Below are 20,397 nucleotides of genomic sequence, written 5' to 3'. Positions count from 1 at the left end.
GACGTATTGGCGTGTGGGTGAGACGGGTGGCCCTCAACACGGAACCGGTCCGGGACGCGATGACATCGCGGACCTGCCGAAACAACACGTGCCAGTCCACCCCGGGCCAACGCCATGAATCCTTCCCTGCTGGTACGTCGGGGTCGTGGAGGAGGGTGACGAGGCCGGGCCGGTGGGCCCATACGTGACGCACAGGCCCATCCCGAGGCGGTCAGTACAGGTTATCGTCGCCAGCCGAACAGGAGTACACGCTGTGGACCGCCACCGACGCCAGAGCCGGGGGCAGAAGGGGACCTTCGTAGCGCCGCCGCGTGCAGCGGGCCCGCAGCGCCCTCCGGCCTGCTCACCGATGGCACCGCGTACCGGCGGGGTGGCGTTCATCCGGGTGTCGGTCGCGGCCAAAGTACACGATCCGCTCCACATCGGGGCAACCCGGCCCGCGGCGGCGGTGTCGCGGACCGGGGCACCGACCGTTCCCACGAGGAGCTGCATCTGCCCCCACCACCCGCGCTACCGCGAACAGCCCGGAGATCGGGGGTAGCCCCCTGCCAGCCACCCCAGCCACCGATCCTCCGGAAGACGTTCGCCCCGGAGCAGCCGCGACCACGACAACCGCGCCGCCGCGACGATGCGTTCGCAAGTGGCATCGGCGCCGTGCTGCAACTCCGCGTCCAGCCTCGCGAAGCGGGTGCCTTCGGCTTCGAGCAGCCCGTCCATGAGTTTCTGCGACGCACTCACCACGCAGCGGGCGTAGTGTGCGCAGCCGGTGGTGGTGTTCACAGCGCCCCTCTAACTGATTCACCGTTGCGAGCGGGTTCTTGGCGTTGCGCGGTGCCGACGGTCCGCCTGGCTTGGGTAGCGGTGCCACTGAACGGCTCCGTTTCCCCGAGCTGCATGTGGGCGCGGGCTTCACGTTCCTCAGCTTGCTCGTTTTCCTACGGCTACCGCAGCGGCACCCGGCACCGCATACTAGGCACTGCCGCGCTGTGCACTCGGCGACACCCCGGACTTCGCCGAAGCCCGGTCATCATGCTCAACTGCGTAGACCCCTGAAACCTAGGTCTACGGCGCAGCACACATTCGACTACTCAGGCGTCGGTGGCTTTCCAGGTGGCGAGTTCGCCGCCGGGCATGCAGACCACCTTCATTCCGCGAGGTCCGGCGACAGTCCAGGCCTCATAGGACGGACTGGCCTGCACGCGTAGTTCGCTGCCGGTGGCGAACTTCACCGTCAGCGTGCCGTCGCTGGAGACAGCCGCGTGGTCGATGCGTTGATCCGCCAACGCTGCCAGCTCCTGAGAGTCCTCATTGGACGGTTCTGGGGAGAAGTTCCAGGAGCCGTGCGGAGTGTGGAGGGTGTAGTCGTTTTCGATACGCAGTTCGTACCCGCCGCTGGTCTGGAAGGACACGGTGTAGTCGAAGCTCTGCGTGGTGACCTGCTGGCCATGCAGCCCGAGATCCATCGTTGGTTACCAGCCTTCCGGTACGGGATAGGAGCCGTCGGGACGCAGCGGAATGTGGGTCTGGGAGTTAGGCCCTGGTTTTCCGTTGAGGCCCACGGGTTGCCCGTGTTCATTGTAGAAGCGGACGTAGCCGTGGGGGTAACCCGGTTTGGGATCCATGATGCGGACCATGTTCGCGTTGCCGGTCGCGCCGGGCTCCTGGTAGACGGTGCCTTTGCCGTTATCGGCGGTTCGGACTTCCCAGCCGTCCTTGACCCCAGGTGGGGTGCCGTCGGTGTCGGTGGTGGTGTTGTTGGTTTCGTCGAGTGGTTCGACGTGGTCGTCCCCTGCGGCGTTGGTGACGATGTTCATGGTTGCTGCGCCGACCATCCCAGCCCCGGTCACGATGCCGGCGGTAGAGATGGCGTTGAGCGGGACGCCGGCGATCGAGCCGACCCCGGTGGCGTCCAGAGCGATGCCAAGCCCTTCCCCACCGGCGCTGATGGCCATGAGACCGACGCCAGCGGCGGCCATGGCGACATCGGTGGGGTGGTTGAGCATGGCGTTGCCCACCGAGGCCAGATCGTTGACCAAGTGGGTGCCGATGTTGACCAAGCCGTCGCCGGTGTCGCCGAGGACGTCGCCGACACCGTCCCAGAACCCGGGGTGCTCGGGGGCCTTGTCCCGGGCCTTGCCGAGCTCGTCCGCGGCGGTGTCCCCAACTCTGCGCAGCTGGTCGCGGGCCCGGTCCAGTAGTTCCCGGGCTGCGGCGCGCTTGGCCTCGCCGGGGTCGTGGAAGGGGATAGCCGGGGCGGTGGTGGGGGTGCCGTTGGCGGTCTTGGCGGCGGCATCCTTCTGGGCACGTTGAACGGCCTGGTCATGCGCGGCCTTGGCCTGCTCGGCGGCGGCGTCGCCTTCGTTCCACAGCCGGATGGCTTCCTGGGCTTGGGTCTGGGCCCAGGACAAGGTGGCGGCGTAGCTGGTGAGGGCGGCGGCGCCGTCGTGGAAGGCGTCGCCGGCCTCCAGCCACTTGGGTGGTTCGCCGTCGAAGACGTCGCGGAAGCTGTCGGCGGCGGCGCCGCTCCACCCTTCGGTGGTGTCGATACGGCGCAGTCCGGTTCCGGCGTTGTGCAGCGCGTCGCCGTAGGCGGTCATCTGCTGCGCGATGGTCTGCAGCGCACCGGCGTCACCAGGGATGAGGGCTTTCGGGTCTTGGGTGGTTCCGAGCTCGGCGGTCATCACGGTCCAGCGGGGTCGGGCCCGGACGGGCGGTCGAGGATGCCGGTGAGTTCCTCCGGCGCGGTCGCATCGACCTGCCGGTAGGTCTCGACGCAGTGGCTGAGCTGGGCGGCGATGGCTTGGCCGTCCTTGGCCAGGTTCGTCACGCCGATCTGCCACCGGTCGCAGAAGTCCGCGATCGTCGCGGCGAGCCGGTCGTGCCCGACGACGGTGCCCTCCCCGTCGATCGTGTCGACCCGGTGCCGCGCCAGCTGGCTCAACGTCTCATTCACACCGGTACTGGCCCGCTCCAACGCGGGGAGATCGACGTGGAAACCGTCAGTCATCGCGCTTCTCCCGGATCGTCGGCAGCATCCGGTTCTTTCGCCCGGCCGCGAACCGGAAACAACGATCCTTGCAACGGAACCTCAAGAGATTTGTAAGCGAAATCGGGACGCTCACTATTTCCATTTCTCGCTTCAACGGTGAACAAGGCCATGCTAGATAGCCCACAAGGCCGCTTGCGGCGAGTTGGCCACCTATTCGCACGGATAGATCAACACCATGGGCACGATTCACCATAAGCGGACATTCCACAGTCCAGGGCCACTCGTGCGGTGGCCACGGCGACCAGGAGTGCGGGCAGGTAAAGGTCGGCCTGCTCGCAGTGCAGGTGCGGGGCCAGCCCGAGCAGCCAGGCGTCGCTGGCGATAAGGGCAGCTTGGTTGTGCACGCGCGTCACCCAGGCGGCGGCCTCCGGCCCGATGCGGCGGGCGGCGCCGTGCGCCGCTCGGAGTAGCGCTCACCGCGTGCTCGTCCAGCACGCGGCCAAGTCTCGTGTGGCCCGCACGACGCGTTCCGCTGCGGTGCCGTCGCCGAACGGCGAGGGGGCGTCCTGGAGCCGTCGGTGGATGGACGAGATCCTCGACAGCCACGCGCTGATGGTGCGAGAGATACTCGGGCCAGCATGAACGCGGCGGCCGAACACCGCTTCGACTTCTGGACGTTCGTTGCTGCGACGCACAACGAGGACCGGTCTCTTGACGACTGTCGCTTCTTCTTGAATACCACCAGAGTCAGTGATCACCACGGCTGCGGCTCGCAGCAGCGTAAGCAACGCCGGGTAGTCCAGCGGCCCGGTCACACGTATTGCCGTGGCGCGCTGGTCCAGGCCGCTGGCTACGAGACTGGACTGGGTTCGTGGATGCAGCGGGAGCACGACCGGCACCGGCAGCATCGCGAGCTCGTCGAATATCGTCTTCAGCACCTCGGGACGGTCGGTGTTCTCCGGCCTGTGGATTGTCGCGAGCACGAACGTGTCGCCATCCAGGCCCAGCTCGGCCAAGATGCTGGTCTGCGTACCTCGGTCCGGTAAGGCGGCAGTGACCGCTTCGACGATGGTGTTTCCGGTGATGACGATGCGGCTTGCCGGAACGTTTTCGGCCAGCAGGTTGTTGCGCGCCAGGTCTGTCGGGGCGCAGCAGAGGTCGGCGAGGTGGTCGATGAGGACACGGTTGTGTTCCTCGGGCATGACGCGGTCGTAGCTGCGGAGACCGGCCTCCACGTGCACCACCGGTGTACCGGACGCGTTGGCGGCCAGGGCGCCGGCCAGGGCGGAGGTCGTGTCGCCGTGCACCATCACCACATCAGGGCGGAGGTTGCGGAGCACCGGGGTCAGCGCGCTGATCCAGGCACCGAGCTGCTGACCGCGGTCAAGCCCCGGGCAGGTGTCGAATACCAGATCCGGTTCGAGGTTGGTGCCCGCCATGCCAGAGGTGTAGTGCTGCCCGGTATGGATGACGTATGCCTCGTCCCTCAGCAGGCCGTTGATGGGAGCGAGTTTGATGGCTTCCGGCCGCGTGCCGACCACGATCGCGATGCGCATCGCAGGGTCCTACAGGGTTTACCAGAACAAGTGGCGCCGCTGGCCAGCGCAGAACCGGTCAGCCGCGACGAACAGCCGCAGATAAAGTTGATCGAGGCCGAGATAGCTCGGCACGAGCTCGTCGCGAGTCAGCCTCCCTTCGGCATACGACACTGCCAAGTCGGTGCGAGTGGCATACCGGGCAGGGATCGTCGTAGTGGTGCCCTCGGCGAGTCGGATCGCGTCATCGAGGTCGATACCGACGAGCCCGGTGACCTCCGCGTCGGCGAAGGGAATGTCCTCCAAGTCGCCCTGGAGGGGCAGGAGGTGCCAGTGCTGGAACTCGCGTTCGATGTAGTCGGGTGCGAGGGTGGTCGCGGTCTGTCGAAGGCCGAGGGGGTGCAGCTCCGCATAGGAGGTCTCCAGGCCGAGTTCTTCGTGGACCTCGCGCACACCGTCGGGGATCGATTCGCCGGCATGGTAGTGGCCGCCAACGGTGATGTCGGCGTTGTCGGGCCTGTCGAAGGAGTACCGGCCCGGGGCCTTCTTCTGCAGGAAGACCAGCCGGTTCCTCGGGTGGACGGCTAGCGCGGAGAACGTCCGATGCCAGGATCCTCGGCGGTGAGCTTCCTTCTTGTCCTCGGTGCCGATGTGCTCGTAGCGGTCGTTGAAGATGTCGATCAGCGTCACGACTGTCCTTCGCGATAAGTGGGCTGTGCCGGGTCGAGCTGCCAGTAGGTCTTCAGGGCGTCAAGGTAGTGCAGTGGATCACCGACAGTGACCCAACTGCCCGTGATCCGGTGCACCGCGACGCGCGCAACGCTGGCGAGGTTGCCGACCGCGATTCCGAGATCCACTTCCCCACGGGCCTGCTCACTCGCGGCCAGATGATCGAATATCGACGGACGCAGGATCAGGCGCGATACCACGGCCAGTGGCTCGCCGACTTCGCCGGGGTGCGGACGCTGTCGAATGCTGCGCACTCGATTCGGCTGTTGAGGTTCGATGTCGATGATTCCGAAGGATTCCACCGCGCCGACCGGAATCATCTGCCCTGCGATCATCGCCTCTGCGTCGACGGACCGCTGGCGCATCGTCGCGAGGTTGTAGCCCGGCGTTGGTTCACCGAGCAGCAGATCGTCGCCGAAAGCGACGGCGAAGGCGTCGCAGTTGGTCAGCCTGTGGCGAAGGCTCAGCAGGGGTGCTGCGTTGCCGTAGCCGTGGTCGAGGTCCTCCTCGATGGTCTCGACAGGAGCTCCTTCGCTGCGCAGCTGGCCCACGTGCTCTGGAATGGTGGAGTCGCCTGGCCTGGTGACGACGACGACCTCGGAGGCGCCGGCAGCCAGGCACTCGGCGATGACGTGCTCCACCGCAGGTATCGAGCCGACTGGCAGCATCTCCTTCGGAACACATCGCGAGAACGGGCGGAAGCGGGTCGCTGCCCCGGCCGCGGTAACCAGGGCCGGGAACGACGAAGAGATCATGAGCACCTCCCGAGGACGTCGAGCAGTGCGGTATCGAGTTCGGCGAGGGACCTGCGCACGCCGAACTCGATCTGGTGGCAGGGAACGGTCGCGGCGACCTGGCGAGCGACCTCACGGGCGTGCTGGTGGAGGGTGTGAACGGGTGTCCTCCGTGGTACCAGCCATGGTCGGAGCCAGAACTCGTCGTGCGGGGTGAAGCAGTTGCGCTCCAGCACCCTCCGGGTCTCCTGATACGGCAGCCTGGTGATCCGGGCGGGGTCCGCGGTGTTGGTGAGCCTTGGCACGAGGATGCTGTGCAGCCAGGCGCCAGCTGCTCGACCCGCGCCCAGCGCCTTCGAGAACTCGCGGCCGCTGAATTCCGCTTTTCGGACGGTGCCGAAGGTCGCGGGGAGCTTGGTGATGTCCTCTTGTCGTCGCGACAACTCGCGAGACGCGACAGCGAGCTCCGGAACCGCATCGAGCGTGCCCCGAGCGACCGGGACCGGAAGCGGTACCGCGACCAAGCCCATTCCGTGCACGATGACTCTGTCGTTGACCAGAAGATCACCATTCGTGCAGCGAAGCAGACAGGCGAGCAAGGTCGTCTTGCCAGCTGACCGCGGTGCGCAGATCATCACACCGCCTTCGCTGAGGCGCGCAGCGGCTGCGTGGAAGACGACACCGCCGTGGTCTTCGTAGGTACGCAGCATCGCTTCGCGGATCATCCTCAAGGGATACCGATGCGCCTTCGTACTTCCTGGATCCACGTAGAGCTCCAAGTGCCGCCCGTCCGTTCGCACTGCATAGGCGGTGTCTTGATGCTCCAAGCCGTCAGCGGCCACGGCGAACCAACGCTGACTCCCGCCTCCAGCTCGTGATTCGAGCAGTACGACACCGGGGGCCGTTTCGATGCGTTGAAACGGTGCTCTCGCAACGCGGCCGATGACCTCGCGGCATGCTGCTGCATCGACACGCACGTCCATCTCGAACGCCGGGAGCTCTCGCTCACCCAGCCTGCCAAGCAGGTAGTCGTCCAGGTAGCGACGCTGATCGGCAGCCCAGCACGCAGGCGCCGTGATGTCGAACCGGACGTCTCCGGCATATGACGTCCACTTGTCCGGGTTTGCCGTGGTCATTACAGGTCCAGCTCCCTGATGCGGATGGCGACCTCGTCGACACGTCGACGGCGCCCCGGTTCATCGAAGTGACGGAACTTCAGCACTGAGGTGAGCGCGAAGAACTCGTGCATCATTTCCGGGTCGACGACTCCCCGAGCGGCACGCCGTGCGAGCTTCAATCGAGCACGGAACCACTCCTTCGCCAGTCCGGTCGTCTCCGGCGAGGAGACGAGATCGTTCACCACACCGAGCAAGTCGGCGATGACCCCACGATCGCCGGAGCGGATTGCCTGCCGCAGCGCGTAGCCGCACAGCGCATCGAGGATCACAGAGGTGTCGAAGCACAGGCTGAGGAACAGGTCGTCGAACAGCGATGTCGGGCGCGGTCGTCGACTCGGCACCAGGGGTGGAAGCACGTCAACCAGGACGGGCCTTCCGTTCACAATGCAGAAGTTCGCCAGATTGGTATCGACCCGGGCATCCCGCCGGTCGAGCCTGCGCACCCACGTGGCGACCTCGGCGATCGCGCTGGCGAATACTTCAGGCGTCATGGTCGGCGCGTCGAGCAAGGTGGGGCCGTCCATCCACCTGTGCTGCACGGTCAGCGGCTCAGCTGAAACGATCTCCAGGTTGCCGGGAAGGCGAACAGCGACACGGTCCAGCTCTGCGAGGTAGGAACGCATTCCCTGCTCACCGGAGGACGCCATGGCCGCAACGAAGTTCCGGCCCGCGGGGTGTCGCTCGGTGAGCTGCTTGACGACGCGCTCGCCGTCGCGTCGATGAACGCTGCCCAGTCTCATTCCCCATCACCCCGACTTTTCAGGAATGCATCGGCGTCGACGGCCATGGACCGAAACTCGGCCAGCAGGTCCAACCCGAGATGGTTCGCCAGAGCTTCGCACGCCGTGATCACTCTCGAAGCCGCCTCCGACAGAGGAAGCAGGAGACCGTTGGGCCGATGGCGATAGCGGCACACGACCATTGCGGTCTCAGATAGCGTGCCCGCTGCCACGAGCAGCCGGAGGAATGCCTCGACCTCATCACCCGCTGGAGGAGGCTTACGGGACGAACTGTCAGGATCGGCATCGGCGAGGACGGCAATGCTGAGTGCCGCCAGGGCAACATCGGCCAACTCGTCGCCAACGTCAGTGATAGGCCGCTGCGTGTCTTCCAGATCTCCAACATCACGACCTTGACGACGAAGCACGCACAAGGCCAGGTGACCGACCTGCACCGACAATTCCGCTGCGGCGGTGACCGGATCCCACTCAGCTGGCGCTGTGCGAGCGAAGCGCCGGCGTAGCCGACGCACCTCGCCGAGGACCTCGTGAAGGTTGTCGCTAAGCGTACTGCTGTTCATCCGAGGATCACGGGCGTTGCCCCAGCAGTGCCGCTGCTCCAATACCCGTCGTCGTCGTTGCGACGAACACGGACTCGCACCCCCAAGTCTTGGGTCACCGCCGCAACCACTCGGGTATCCACCGGTGCGTCGATCAGCACCTCACGGCTGTCACCAGACAGCCTCCAGGCTATCCCCGCCAAGCCGCGTCCCTGCAATGCGGACTGAACGGAGTCGGACGTGGGTGCTGTCCTTTCCGCGTCGGCCGTTGTGCACCGGAACCGTTGCTCGGCAGGGCACAGGTTCCGCACGCGGCACACGTTGGTACCGAAGATACCGAAGGAGTCGGCTCTGCGGAGCACATAGGACAGTGCGCAGGAGTTGGTGTGGAACACGGGATAGTGCGCATGCCGACGCCAGGTACGGTGAATGAATTCCCAGAACCGCCGTGGATAAACCCCCTCTGCTTCGGTGACGCCAGGCTTCTCTGCGAGCTCCGGCCAGAATTTTGCAAGCCGCGGCAACGCTGCCTTCTCTACCTTCAAACCAGCCGCCACCGTACACATCGCGTACTCGGCGACGTGATCCAAGACATCCTGCATGGTCTCGTTCGTCGCAGACTCCGGCAGCGCCGGTCGCCAATAATGCACGATCGGAATGCCAGCGATGGAGAGCTTCGGGAAGTTCTCGGCAGTCGCATCACGACGGATTCCGCGCTCGATGTGCCGTCCCAACCCTGAATAGCTGAGGTACACGATGATGGTCAACCCACGCGCCCGAGCCGCGTTGATCACCTCGACCACGTCGCCTGGCATCGAGCACTTGGTGATCAGGACAACGGGATTCGGAACCTTCCTACTGATCATCTCTTCAAGCAGCTGCACCAGGTGCGTACGCGAGTCGGGCAGTGCCATCACGTCGGTCCAGGTGTACAGAGCGACCGTTCGTGGCGGCGCGTAGAACGGCGACGCGAGAAGTGCATCCACGCTCTCCCCCGGTGTGGCGATGTACTCTGGACGAACCGCGGTCAGGAAGCAGTACTCGCAAGCCTTCGGGCATCCCTGCAGCGGGTTCACCGCGATCCACGTCGCGTGCTGATCAACCAGCGGAGTCCGTACGCGGTTCGCAACGGGCCGAAGTCGATCTGTCTCGCCCCTTGCTTCATCGCTCATCGCAGAATCCCTCGATCGCGTCTTGGTAGGGCACCTGGGGCCGGGGTGTGCATGGCGCAGCCGAACCATGTCGGGGAAGGGTTCGGCTACTCCCGCCCGGCCCCAGGGCCACGCGCGGCCATTCCGGTGAGGGGTAGTAGAGGCTCGCCCACACCGCAACGCTGGCGATGACGACGAGGCCGAGCACGATGTTGGCAACCATCACAACGACCTCCACATTTGGTGGTTCGCTTTCTCCGCGATCGGATTTGAGCCACACGGCTGGACCGGCTACCGCGGAACAGCGTCCCGACGAGCGACAGCCGCCGGTTGTAAGGTCCTGGGCGCAGTTCCGTCGCGGTGTCAATGAAGGACCACAAGCAGTACCCGGACTCGCCGATGCGGGAGGACGACACGTGTGGTGGACCGCCTAGGACCTCGTGCAGCGTCTGGGCGGTGGGTAGAGCGCAGAGGTCCGGGAGCGCTCGGCTGGAACCCGCGTCTGAGCAACCTGCCGCCAGAAGGACGAGAAATGTAGCGCCAAGGCGTAGGAGCCTGACCATGTGTTTCACCTGGCCACAGCCACGGTCCGAACCGGGCTGGTGATGCCGTCGTCGTAGGTGAAGCCGAGCGTGGTGACGGCGTCGCGCACCAGCTCGTCAGTCTCGGCGCTGACGAACAGCATCGGCCGTGTACCGATGAACAGCTCCACCGTGCAGGATCCGAGCTGGTAGAGCTCGTTGTGCAGATCGTTGCGGATCGGGACCGCGCTGGCGGTCTGGATAGCTCGGCGCACGCAGTCCGGTTCGATCGACGCTAGCGACCAGCGCCGGATGACGGCCGAAGCCGGTGGATATGACATGACAGAGGTGTCCTATGCGTCAGAGGAATCGTTGTTGGGTCCCGGCCGACGGGCACGCTCCGGCTCGGGGGGCAAGGCCGAGGACGTGCCTGGGGATCGCCGGCCGGGACCGCTGACCCGGCACTGCCTCACGTGTGCCGGGAGCACTGATGGCCAGTCCGTTCCCGACTACTGGAGGGTGGTCAGCGATGCGGACATGTCCTCGGCGTTGCGGGTGTCGCCAGCGCGGCGGAACAGCTGGTGGGCTTCGTGGTTATAGCTGCGTGCTTGGTGCCGGTCACCACGGCGCAGGGCGGCATGGCCGAGTTGGGCCAGCACCTTGGCCGTGTAGATCGGCGAGCCCGAGGCACGCATGATGGGCAGAGCCACGTGCAGGTGGTCCAGCGCGCTGGTCACCTGGCCCTGGGCCAGGCGGACGGCGGCGAGCTTCGTCAACGTCGCTGCGTAACCCTCGCGGTCACCGAGGCCGTCCATCCGAGCTGCCGCCGCGGTGTACGCCGCGCATGCGTCCTCGTTGCGTTTCAGGGCCGCGTAGCACTCACCGATGTGCCGTAGGCGCAGGGCGATGCTGCGGGACTCCGCGACCCGCGCGGCCAGGTTCAACGACAGCTGGAAGCACTGCAGTGCCTCCATGTAGTCGGCCAGGTCGTAATGGACGCGGCCTTGCGCACTCAACGCCGCGGACTCAGCCCAGACGTCCTCGGTGGTCGCTGCCAACGAACGAGCTTCCACCGCGACCTCGAGCGCCTCCTGCAGACGGCCAAGGCTGCGGTAACCGCGCGACAACCGCGACCGGAGGATGGACTCCGCGGGGTGCTGGCAGTGGCGAGCGGCCTGGCAGCCCAGTTCGTGCATGTCAACCAGCAGCTTCGTGTGGCCGCCCTTGAGGCAGCCAGCCCAGGCCGCTTCCGCCAGCTGCCATACAGTCGTGTGGTCCCCGTCCTCGTGGGCCCGGTGCTGCAGTTTCGGAAGCGTGCCCCTCACCACGTCGAACCACGCCATCGCCTCGTCTTTGGTCGCGAACGTCGGCGTGCGGGTGCCAGTGCGCAGATCGCGGTACGCCAAGCTGTAGCGGCGCGGGTGTGGGTTCAGTACCCAATCGGCATCCATCGCAGTCTCGAGATAGCTCAGCACCACCCGACCGCGGGCTGCGGCGCGAACCGCCTCGTCGTCACCGGATACGAGTGAACGGGCGTGCTCGTGCACCCGTGAGGGGATCTTGAAACCGTGGTCGTTCTCCTCGAGTAGCCGCGCCTGCAGCAGCCAGTCGATCGCCTCGGCCGCCTCTTCAGGGTCGGTGTCGAGCATGGCCGCCGCAGCGGGGCGGATGATCTCCCCGGAGGGGTGGTCCCCGATCAGCCGGTACAGCAGGCGCGCGGATTCCGGCAGTGCCTCGTAGGACATGGTGATCACCTCACGGACAGCACGGGAGAGGGACGAGCGAGGGCGAGGGTTGATCGCAAGGTCACGTCGCCCTGGACACGGCATCGCCAGGTGCGCACTGGCCAGGCCGACCGCCAGCGGAAGTCCTCCGCACGCCTCGACGAGCACCGATTCGGCACCCGGCTCTACCGCGGTGCCGTATTCGGCGGCATGGGCGCGGAACAGCTTGCGACTGCTATCGGCGTCGAGGGGACCGAGATGCTGGAGCACCGCGCCCTCGTTGACGAGGTCTGGCAGGGGTGATCGGCTGGTCACAACCGTGACGCTCGACGGCGACGACGTCAGCAACGGCCGCACCTGCTCCGAGTACGTGGCGTTGTCGATCAGCACCGCCACCGGTTTCGTCGCGGTCGCCGTCCGAAATGCGACGGCGCGCGCGGGTGGTGAAGCGGGGACCACGCAGCCCAGGGCGCGAAGCCAGCAGCCCAGCACTTCACCGGGATCGCCTGAGGCAGCCAAGTCTGCGTACAGCTCGCCACCAGGGAACGTGCGGCGCAGATGCCGGCGTAGCCAGTACACCGCGAGAGCCGTCTTGCCCACCCCGCTGACACCGCTGACCGCCACCACCACCGGCCCACGCCTGCTGGCACGCTGGTTGAGGGCGGCCAGGACGTCACCGCGGTCGACCCAATGCCTCGGGAACGCAGGCAGCTGACGCGGCACGGCGTGCGACGCTGATGCTCGATGGTGCAGGTGGATGCCGCCACTCACCGAACCGGCCTGCACAGCGACAGCCGCCTGTCCAGCCAGGTAATTGCTTCCCACCGCGCTACCCCACCTTCCCGCGAGCGCCAGTCCGGGCGCTGTGTGCAGATTCGGGAGTCCTCTCGAAGTGTGTGATCGGGGATGCCGAACTCAGCGCGTCGCGCAGCAGCTCAGCCGGTACCGGGTCCCAGCGAACGCGCTCCGGGGCAATCCACCAGGTGACATGCACGCCCAACACGCGACTCGGCGGAGCCACCACCCACTCCCCGACCGCCATCTCCTCGACTTCGGCGGGCGGTACACAGTCCTCCGCGAGCCGTCTCTCGCCGGCCACTACGAAGTACGCACGGCCGCGATCACCGCGATACAGCACCGGTCCCGGCCGGGACCGCCACGCCTCGGAGAGCAACACCGCATGGGCCAGATAGCGAGGCATCGATACGAACCGAAACTCTGCCCAAGAGCACAGCAGCACCGACGGCACCCACCTACCTCCCGCCGCCCACCACCGAGCGACCGCCGTTTCGTCCGTCGTGGCCGACTCCCTCGCCACAACCGGGCGCACACCGTCAGTCAGCACTCCTGTGAACGGCGAGAAAAAACGCCCCCGGTCATACGCCGAACCCGGCAAGACCCGCCAACCCTGCTGCACGTAACGGACCGCGGCCTTCTCGACCTCACTCCGCCTACGCAAACCCATACCGTCACCCCGACCAGTCACGATCACATTCCCCGAGCACTGCACACGGCGCCTGATCACGAAGCAGTCGCGATTTGCGCCCGAACAAGCCGCCTGCGCCGATCAGCGGCTGGACATCACCGCCGGCCGTTCGCCGACCTCGACCAGAGCCCCGCAAACGCGGGCGCCATCCGCGAGGTGCCAGCCAACCGAGTGCGGAGAGACGCGCCACTCGTACGCGAAGCCACCTGCGGCCGTGGGCGGAAGCGGAACCCACGCTCCGACACCGTGATGACGGACTCGCGACGTTTCGGTCCCAGAGACGCCTCTGCGGCCAGCGAAGAACAACCACGTGCCAGCAGGTGTCTGCGCTGCGGGACAGACGACGCCACGCTCACCCAGCAGCTCCAGAGCAAGTCTGCCCAAATCGCCGTGCACCTCGAACGCGTCAACGAGCCGTCCACATGCGAGCAGGAGCGAGTAGGGGCGCCGAGACCACCATCTCGCTGCGACCGAGGAGTCGGTCGTCGCCACCTTCTCCCAGCTCGCAGCAACCGGTTCGAGACGGTATGTGTCCGGCCTCCCCAACCAGTTGCTCTTGCCGCCAATCTGGAACGTTCCGGGATGCACGGGCCACCCGTGTTCGGCGAAGACAGCCGCCTCGTCGCGAAGCTGCGCCCAGGACGTCTCACCCGGCAGCGGGTGCAGCAGACGACACTGCAGTTCTGAGTTCTTCATAAGCTTCGCCACCTGCATCCTTCACGGCGCACCCCGCAAGCGAGACTGCGTCGACGCGAGCCGGGGTCTTGTCAAGGCGGTGCTTGGTCGATGCCGCAGGCGCGCACGGTGGACACCGACCAGGCACCCTGTCCGAGCCCCCGTAGGCCCGGCCACCGGTCCGCGCCGGTACGTGCTTTCCGCCGCGGACCTCGCCTACTCTCGGTGCTGGTCGCTGTGGCGACCCGCACACGATGCAGGTAGTACAAAAGTGCGGGTTCCGATCGGGTGACGGTGGTGAGGTGAGGTCATGCCCACGGAAGGACCGATTGGCGAGCGCATCCGCGTGTACCGGCGACGCCGCGGCCTGAGCCAGAGCGCTCTCGCCGGCCTCGTGGGGCGTTCGGAGTCGTGGCTCTCGCAGGTCGAACGCGGCATACGCTCCGTGGACAAGCTCTCGATCCTGATCGACATCGCACGGGTCCTGAAGGTCGACGTCGAAACCCTCGCCGACCGCCCCTTCTCCCTCGCCCCCAACGGCGCCTTCGAGCTCGCCAACCTCGAGGCCATCCGGGCAGCACTGACCGCCTACCCGTCCCTCGGACAGCGACGCACGCCGACGTTGACCGTGGATGAAGCCCAGAACCTCACCGCAGAGGCGCACCAGCACTACCAGGCGGCCGACTACAGCCGTGCAGCCCGCCTGCTGTCCCACCTGCTCACCGGAACCGACGCACTGGTCGCCGAGACGAAGAACCCGCAACGGCACGCGGCGCTGGCGGCGCAGAGCAGCGCCTATGTCGCCGCCGCCAAACTCATCACAAAAGTCGGTGACGGCCACCTTGCCTGGCTGGCCGCTGACCGCGCGATGACCGCCGCCCAACACGTCGACGATCCACTTCGCATGGCCTCCGCCGCCTACCAGCTCGCCTGCGCGTTCCTCAAACTGGACCGCCTCGACGACGCCGAACGCATCGCAGTGACCACGGCGGACAACCTCACCGACACCAGCCCGACCGGACTCTCACTCCGCGGCGCTCTCAGCCTCCTGGCCACCATCATCGCCGCACGCCGCAACGATCGCGGCGAAGCCACCGAACGCCTGGCCCGCGCACAAGCACTCGCCGACACGCTGGGCGAAGACGGAAACCACGCCTGGACCGCCTTCGGCCCCACCAACGTCCGCATCCACGCCGTCTCGTCCGCGGTGGAACTCGGCGACGCCGCAGAAGCCATCGCCCGCGCCGAAACCCTGGACACCACCGGCCTCCCACCAGGACTGCTCAGCCGCCGCGCCCAGGTCCACATCGACTGCGCATGGGCCTACGCCCAACGACGCCAAGACGCAGCCTCCGTGGTCAACCTCATGCAAGCCGAAGCCGTGGCACCCCAGACACTGCGCTACCACATCGTCGTCCGCGAACTCATGCGTGAGATGCTCAAACGCGAACGCCGCGCAGCCACGCCCGGACTGCGAGCCATGGCCGAACGAGCGGGAATCCTGCAATGACCACCACATCCCCCTGCCTCTACGTCATCGCCACCGCCGCGCCCCCAGTCCTCCGACTGACCGAACTCCTCGACGAGCTGGCAGCCTCCGGCTGGGACAGCTGGGTCATCACCACACCCGCCGCCGCCACCTGGATCGACACCGAGGCATTGGCCGCACACACCGGCCATCCCGTCCGCGTGCAACCGCGACTCCCCCACGAGCAAGATCCGCTCCCGAAGGCCGATGCCGTCCTCGCCGCACCGCTCACCTTCAACACCCTCAACAAGTGGGCCAGCGGCATCAGCGACACACTCGCCCTCGGGCTCCTCAACGAAGCCCTCGGCCTCCGGCTACCGATCACTGCGGCCCCTGTAGTCAAGGCAGCGTTGCAGCGCCACCCCGCCTACGGAGTGAGCCTTCGAACGCTTCGCCGTTGCGGCGTCCAAGTGCTGGACCCCGACGCCGTGACCGTACGCACAGCGGACGACGTCACGTCCCAAGACTGGCCAACGATCGTTGAAGCTCTCAACCGTCAATTCAGCAACGCGCTGGAATGATCGTTTTCCTGATCTTCGTGTTTTAGAGTGACAGTCCCGCGTGTTGGAGCAATGAGTAGGGCAGGTGCTCGGTGGTGCGGACGCGGTCGATGCCGCGTTCGGCGAGTGTGATGGCTTCGTCGAGGTGTCAGGGCAGAGATTGGCCAACTCGACGTCTTTGACGCTATACACAATGCTTCCACGGGGTTGAGGTCGGGGGCGTAGCCGGGTGATGCGCAGCAGCGGGCACGACCCCGCCACGGTGAGCTGGTACGGCGCGGACATCGACGATCTCGCGATCGCCGCCTGCGCAATCAACAGCCTCCTGTGGGACCTCGGCCGCACACCCTGCTGTGCGTGGCCCACACCCTGACCAAGGCTAACTGGGCCACCCGAGCCGAAACCCAAGGCGGCGAGATCCTGCAGCTGTCCGCAAGAATACGACGCGACAAGCTCGTGCTCGCCGCAGTCCGCGCCGCACTGCACCTCACGGAGATCGTCACCACCAGGGAAAGCACCGATCATGGCGACTCGGCTGTATCGTGATCATGCACTGCGCTGCCCATGCCGAGGCGGGCCCAATACAGCATCGGCCAGCCGTACACGGTGTAGTTCTCTAGCCCTGCCCACTCCACAAGAGTCCGATGACTTCGAAGACCTTTGTATCCAGGCTCGCACCTCTGCACCGCCCTATGAACCGAGCAAGTCAAGAAGGAACCCCAGGCCAAAGATATATACCGCCCACTTACGCAGCGGATGACCTGGCCGAGACCGGTTCATCAAGCGGCCCAAAATTGTGGGAGGCAGCGCGGCGACCTGGTTTACAACAATACTGAACCGAAGCGACCAGAAATATGACGAATAGCTGAGCACGAACGGCAGTACCACAAAGGAGCCAAATAGCGGCAACCCTATGAATCCAACTACCACAAAGAATGAATCCAACTACCACAAAGATGACGAATACATGGAGAGAAAATGTCTTCTCCATCCACTTCATCACCGGGGAGGCAAGAAGAATCAAGAGAATAGGAAACACTTTGACGACCTTTGCAAAACCGTCAATCTCGGCGCGTCTCTCGGCGTATCTCCTTGCCTCAAGCTCTTCATTGTTACTATGAGCCTCTATGTAGTCGTTTATAGTCCTATCGAACCAGTCCTTGCCATGCTTGCACTCCCAAATCGGCTTCGGTCCGCGATGCGAGGATGATTCGGAGTCCCCAGATATGGTTACCGTGCATTTATCGCACATCGATTTTCCGTCAAAGTAATTGCGAACCGATTCAAAGAGGCACCGGTAGTCCGGTTTATCATGAAACTCGTGATTACCCTTCAGTGGCCCAAATTCGCTAAAGGGGTTTCTTTTCGTTGACAGACTCGGGTCGTCTGCCACCGCTTCGCGGATATTAAGTTCGTATTCTTTTACCCGTGCTTGAACCTTCAGTAGCTCGATGATTTTCCGAGCACGCTCCACCCGCTGGGAACTATTTTCGCCAATTTGCAAAAGCCTCTCCGGGCCGATTACGTCAAGGATCGCTATGAGCCCCGCGAAGAATTGCAACCACTTTCCAGTTCTGGCCCAAAAGACGACCTTCCACCCCAGCAGGGCGCATTCCTTAACCTCCTGTCCACCCCACCATGTCAGGAAGAGGTTCCCATCGCATACGTCGGGGACTGACACCGGCACACTTCCTGATCAGGCAAGCAAGTCTACCGAGATGATCAGCCGCGGTCCGGCTCACACGAGAAGCTTCTTACTGATCTTCGTGTTTTCGAGTGACAGTCCGGCGTGTTGGGCGAGTGTATTGACTTCGTCGATGGAGTCGGGGCAGAGGTCCGCACGACCTCGGCCTGCGCAAAGCCTTGCTCGGACAACTCCGCCCCGGCCATCCGCACCGACTCCATCACGGCCCGGTCCCGCCGCACCACCACACGCTACTTGATCATCGACACAGTCCGTCGTGATCACACACAGCCCGTCCTAGATCACGAAGGTGGTTCAGTAAAACCCTTTAGAGAACCCGACACGCCACGCTCGTCACCATGAGGAAAGACGTCTTTCACAGCTGCCCGCAATCGGCCTGCTTCTGAAAGCGAGAGCCGGTGCGGGCTCGGGCCAGGCGGCGCCCGGTGACTGGGCGAGCGCACACCTGCACGCACGCGTACTCGCGGCGTCCCAGGCCCACCGGTGCTGCGATGAGCGCGCGGATCGGGTCGGTGTCGAAGTCGGTGCGGATCGGCAGCGCATCGCCCCGGGCGAGCCGGAGCTCACCGCCCACAACAACACGGTGCCCCTCGGATTCAACGGTGGGCAGTGGGGGCTCGGCGGGACCGCTGTGGGTGTGGGCGCCGGGCCAGGCCGCCTCCACCGCACGCTCCACGAGCCCCGGCGGAATGACACCGGGCACCCACAGCCGAAGCGACACCCCATCGTGGGAGAACACGTACTCGAACGCCAGGTGGGGCTGGCCAGCGAGGAGGCGTTTCCACCGCGGGCGCAGCAGGCCGACGAGATGGGCCCACAACGCCACTCCCCCAGCCGGATCCACGGTGGGCGGCGGGAGAATCGTGACTGTGCGCGCGTTGTCATGGAGACGGTGCCGACAGTCCCGACGCCACCACACCCGCACACCCACGAACACCGCCACGCCAGCTGCCACGGCGGGGACGGTAGTGAGCCAGTGGGCGTAGAACCAGTCAACGACGTGTTCAGCCGCAGCGCTCACCGTGCCGCCGGGGTCGCGGAGATAGTCGTCGATCACACCAGCGGCGGCGGACACAGGCGGCGATGAGATGTGGGGCATGGCGCGCTCCTCGGGAACACGAAAGACACGTTGGCGGGCTGCGAGGTCAGGAGTCGAGCGGAATCTGGGCCACGTCGGACTCGGGGCCGAATTCGTCGCCGGACAGCACAGAAGGCTCGCCGTCGAGATCGAGGAAGCCGGTGTCCGCATGGGAATCGGTGGAACCGGCGAGTTCGGCGGGATTACTGGTGACCAGGGCGTGCTCGGTGGGTGAAGCGACGGCGTGGAAGGCCGCGCGGTGAGTGCCGGCCGAAAGCAGTCCTTGGCCTTGCTCGGCGGTGAGCAGGAACTGCCGCTCTCCCGAGGAAAGAGTGAAGGCGCGGGCAATCTCGTCAATGGCTTGGGGTGCTTGGCGTAGCAGGATTTGGGTGGCGGCGTTGGCGACGACCGCCTTGCCCAGGTCGCTGCCGAGGACGTCGGCGGCGTCCTGGGTGGCCACGGTCAGCCCGGCCCAGTGTTTGCGGGCGGCCTTGGCCATCCGGAACAAGAACTCGGCGCCGGCGGGTTGGCGCATGAGCAGCCAGGCTTCGTCGACCACGACCAGGCGGGGGCGGCGCAACACCGGGTACGCGACCCGTCGCCACACCGCGTCCAGGATGAGCAGGGTGCCGATGGCCTTGAGCTCGTCAGGCAGATCGCGTAGAGAGAACACCACGAGGTGCCCGTCCGGCCGTGTCGTCGTCGGCCCGGTGAGGAGGTTGTTGAAGGCGCCGTCGACGTAGGGGTGTGCCAATTCCGCAGCCACCGCATCACCGGTGGTGAGGGTGTCGCGCAGCTCCCGCAGGGTCGGGGCGGGGCGGGTCCAGGTGCGGGGGTCCGGGGTAATCCCGGCGGCGCGGTAGGCGGCCGTGATCGCCTGGTCCAACACGGCCCGTTCGCCTGCGGACAGGTGTGTGTCGAGGAGGACGCTGATCACTGTGTGCAGGAACAGGCTGCGGCGGGCGAGAGCGTCCAGCGTCAGCCGCCACATCGTGAAACTCGTAGGCAACCGCCGGGAACGCGTCAGAATTGACGACATGCGGGTCAACGTTCTCGAGAGAAGACCAGTACCAGGCGGAACGCTCGTCTACCTCGAGCCTCAAGGCGGCGAACCTCACGATCGGGTGTTCACAAATCTCGACGGCCCCGATACACAGATTTATGCGACCGAGTCCACACCGGAGGGCAACAGGCACACTCGTCCTTTCTTGGACACCCAAACACGCTTCGCAGAGCGAGGCGAACCTCCCGGATTCGAGTTGATCAGCAACACAAAGCTATGCTGGTGCCTGCGGGAACTAATCGTCAGTGTTTCCTACAGTGACGAATACGGGAATCACAAAGAAAAAATTGTGATCCGAAGTGACGGTACACCCAAAGGACGACCTTTCGAGACAGTAGCCTGGGGCCTGTCTCCAAAGTTCCATTACGACTCTGTGTACGCAGTCAGCTTGGAAAATGGTGACTGGATCAGGGAACGATAGGGGAAGTAGTGCCGCTCCGAACGACCGATCACCAGGCTCCTCGGGAACCCGTTCACTGTCGGCTGTTGACGGTGCGGCCGCGCCTCGCGGCATGTACATCT

Annotated in this window: 22 protein-coding genes and 1 pseudogene; 3 read left to right on the top strand and 20 right to left on the bottom strand. The window is 65.5% G+C overall.

Annotated features, from left to right (window positions below):
• Positions 1-510: 510 nt before the first annotated feature.
• The 17 genes from IEY17_RS24070 to IEY17_RS26165 form a co-directional block, all read right to left on the bottom strand.
• Positions 511-780 (bottom strand): hypothetical protein, encoded by a 270-nt coding sequence (locus IEY17_RS24070; protein WP_188991598.1) that lies wholly within the window; start codon positions 778-780, stop codon positions 511-513.
• 308 nt (positions 781-1,088) lie between these two features.
• Complete coding sequence (locus IEY17_RS24065) at positions 1,089-1,463, bottom strand: DUF6188 family protein (protein WP_188991596.1); 375 nt, start codon at positions 1,461-1,463, stop codon at positions 1,089-1,091.
• Positions 1,464-1,469: 6 nt separating this feature from the next.
• On the bottom strand, positions 1,470-2,681 hold the full coding sequence (locus IEY17_RS25910) for a WXG100 family type VII secretion target (RefSeq protein ID WP_188991594.1): 1,212 nt from the start codon (positions 2,679-2,681) through the stop codon (positions 1,470-1,472).
• On the bottom strand, positions 2,681-3,007 hold the full coding sequence (locus IEY17_RS24055) for a hypothetical protein (protein ID WP_188991592.1): 327 nt from the start codon (positions 3,005-3,007) through the stop codon (positions 2,681-2,683). Before IEY17_RS24055 ends, IEY17_RS25910 begins: the two co-directional genes overlap by 1 nt.
• Positions 3,004-3,159 carry a hypothetical protein gene (locus IEY17_RS24050; protein WP_188991590.1) on the bottom strand — a complete coding sequence of 52 codons (156 nt, stop codon included), beginning with the start codon at positions 3,157-3,159 and terminating at the stop codon, positions 3,004-3,006. Before IEY17_RS24050 ends, IEY17_RS24055 begins: the two co-directional genes overlap by 4 nt.
• Positions 3,160-3,216: 57 nt before the next feature.
• Positions 3,217-3,393 (bottom strand): hypothetical protein, encoded by a 177-nt coding sequence (locus IEY17_RS25670; protein ID WP_229680567.1) that lies wholly within the window; start codon positions 3,391-3,393, stop codon positions 3,217-3,219.
• A 69-nt stretch (positions 3,394-3,462) separates the two neighbouring features.
• The gene (wecB, locus tag IEY17_RS24045; protein ID WP_188991588.1) at positions 3,463-4,545 is read right to left on the bottom strand and encodes a non-hydrolyzing UDP-N-acetylglucosamine 2-epimerase; all 1,083 of its coding nucleotides are present in this window, start codon (positions 4,543-4,545) and stop codon (positions 3,463-3,465) included.
• 18 nt (positions 4,546-4,563) lie between these two features.
• Positions 4,564-5,214 (bottom strand): NUDIX hydrolase, encoded by a 651-nt coding sequence (locus tag IEY17_RS24040; protein ID WP_188991586.1) that lies wholly within the window; start codon positions 5,212-5,214, stop codon positions 4,564-4,566.
• Positions 5,211-6,008 (bottom strand): sugar phosphate nucleotidyltransferase, encoded by a 798-nt coding sequence (locus IEY17_RS24035; RefSeq protein WP_188991584.1) that lies wholly within the window; start codon positions 6,006-6,008, stop codon positions 5,211-5,213. Before IEY17_RS24035 ends, IEY17_RS24040 begins: the two co-directional genes overlap by 4 nt.
• Positions 6,005-7,123, bottom strand: a complete 1,119-nt coding sequence (locus IEY17_RS24030; protein WP_188991582.1) for a hypothetical protein — start codon at positions 7,121-7,123, stop codon at positions 6,005-6,007. Before IEY17_RS24030 ends, IEY17_RS24035 begins: the two co-directional genes overlap by 4 nt.
• Positions 7,123-7,905: a hypothetical protein gene (locus IEY17_RS24025; RefSeq protein WP_229680566.1), complete on the bottom strand. Its 783-nt coding sequence runs from the start codon at positions 7,903-7,905 to the stop codon at positions 7,123-7,125. Before IEY17_RS24025 ends, IEY17_RS24030 begins: the two co-directional genes overlap by 1 nt.
• On the bottom strand, positions 7,902-8,465 hold the full coding sequence (locus IEY17_RS24020) for a hypothetical protein (protein ID WP_188991580.1): 564 nt from the start codon (positions 8,463-8,465) through the stop codon (positions 7,902-7,904). The genes IEY17_RS24025 and IEY17_RS24020 overlap by 4 nt, the downstream gene beginning before the upstream one ends.
• On the bottom strand, positions 8,462-9,616 hold the full coding sequence (locus tag IEY17_RS24015; protein WP_188991578.1) for a radical SAM family protein: 1,155 nt from the start codon (positions 9,614-9,616) through the stop codon (positions 8,462-8,464). The genes IEY17_RS24020 and IEY17_RS24015 overlap by 4 nt, the downstream gene beginning before the upstream one ends.
• Before the next feature lie 547 nt (positions 9,617-10,163).
• Positions 10,164-10,391, bottom strand: a complete 228-nt coding sequence (locus IEY17_RS24010; protein WP_188991576.1) for a hypothetical protein — start codon at positions 10,389-10,391, stop codon at positions 10,164-10,166.
• A gap of 234 nt (positions 10,392-10,625) precedes the next feature.
• On the bottom strand, positions 10,626-12,665 hold the full coding sequence (locus IEY17_RS24005) for a tetratricopeptide repeat protein (RefSeq protein WP_188991574.1): 2,040 nt from the start codon (positions 12,663-12,665) through the stop codon (positions 10,626-10,628).
• A gap of 4 nt (positions 12,666-12,669) precedes the next feature.
• The gene (locus IEY17_RS26170) at positions 12,670-13,305 is read right to left on the bottom strand and encodes a bifunctional DNA primase/polymerase (RefSeq protein WP_188991572.1); all 636 of its coding nucleotides are present in this window, start codon (positions 13,303-13,305) and stop codon (positions 12,670-12,672) included.
• A gap of 102 nt (positions 13,306-13,407) precedes the next feature.
• On the bottom strand, positions 13,408-14,022 hold the full coding sequence (locus IEY17_RS26165; RefSeq protein WP_373289927.1) for a bifunctional DNA primase/polymerase: 615 nt from the start codon (positions 14,020-14,022) through the stop codon (positions 13,408-13,410).
• 289 nt (positions 14,023-14,311) lie between these two features.
• On the opposite strand from IEY17_RS26165, the gene IEY17_RS23990 reads away from it, so the two are divergent.
• From IEY17_RS23990 to IEY17_RS23980, 3 genes are all read left to right on the top strand, one after another.
• The gene (locus IEY17_RS23990; protein ID WP_188991568.1) at positions 14,312-15,511 is read left to right on the top strand and encodes a helix-turn-helix domain-containing protein; all 1,200 of its coding nucleotides are present in this window, start codon (positions 14,312-14,314) and stop codon (positions 15,509-15,511) included.
• Positions 15,508-16,050: a flavoprotein gene (locus tag IEY17_RS23985; protein WP_188991567.1), complete on the top strand. Its 543-nt coding sequence runs from the start codon at positions 15,508-15,510 to the stop codon at positions 16,048-16,050. The genes IEY17_RS23990 and IEY17_RS23985 overlap by 4 nt, the downstream gene beginning before the upstream one ends.
• A 336-nt stretch (positions 16,051-16,386) precedes the next feature.
• On the top strand, positions 16,387-16,575 hold the full coding sequence (locus IEY17_RS23980; RefSeq protein WP_188991565.1) for a hypothetical protein: 189 nt from the start codon (positions 16,387-16,389) through the stop codon (positions 16,573-16,575).
• Between the two features lie 199 nt (positions 16,576-16,774).
• Here the strand turns inward: IEY17_RS23980 and IEY17_RS23975 are convergent, their stop codons facing one another.
• The 3 genes and pseudogenes from IEY17_RS23975 to IEY17_RS23965 form a co-directional block, all read right to left on the bottom strand.
• On the bottom strand, positions 16,775-17,710 hold the full coding sequence (locus tag IEY17_RS23975) for a hypothetical protein (RefSeq protein WP_188991563.1): 936 nt from the start codon (positions 17,708-17,710) through the stop codon (positions 16,775-16,777).
• Between the two features lie 379 nt (positions 17,711-18,089).
• Positions 18,090-18,809, bottom strand: a complete 720-nt coding sequence (locus IEY17_RS23970; RefSeq protein WP_188991561.1) for a DUF8128 domain-containing protein — start codon at positions 18,807-18,809, stop codon at positions 18,090-18,092.
• A 70-nt stretch (positions 18,810-18,879) separates the two neighbouring features.
• Positions 18,880-19,785, bottom strand: a pseudogene (locus tag IEY17_RS23965) (VirB4 family type IV secretion system protein); the annotation flags it as partial.
• Between the last annotated feature and the right edge of the window lie 612 nt (positions 19,786-20,397).

This window comes from Saccharopolyspora thermophila (assembly GCF_014646075.1).
GTDB lineage: Bacteria > Actinomycetota > Actinomycetes > Mycobacteriales > Pseudonocardiaceae > Saccharopolyspora > Saccharopolyspora thermophila.
Note: the sequence above shows the minus strand (reverse complement) of the source record. Positions and strands in the feature narration are given on the sequence as shown.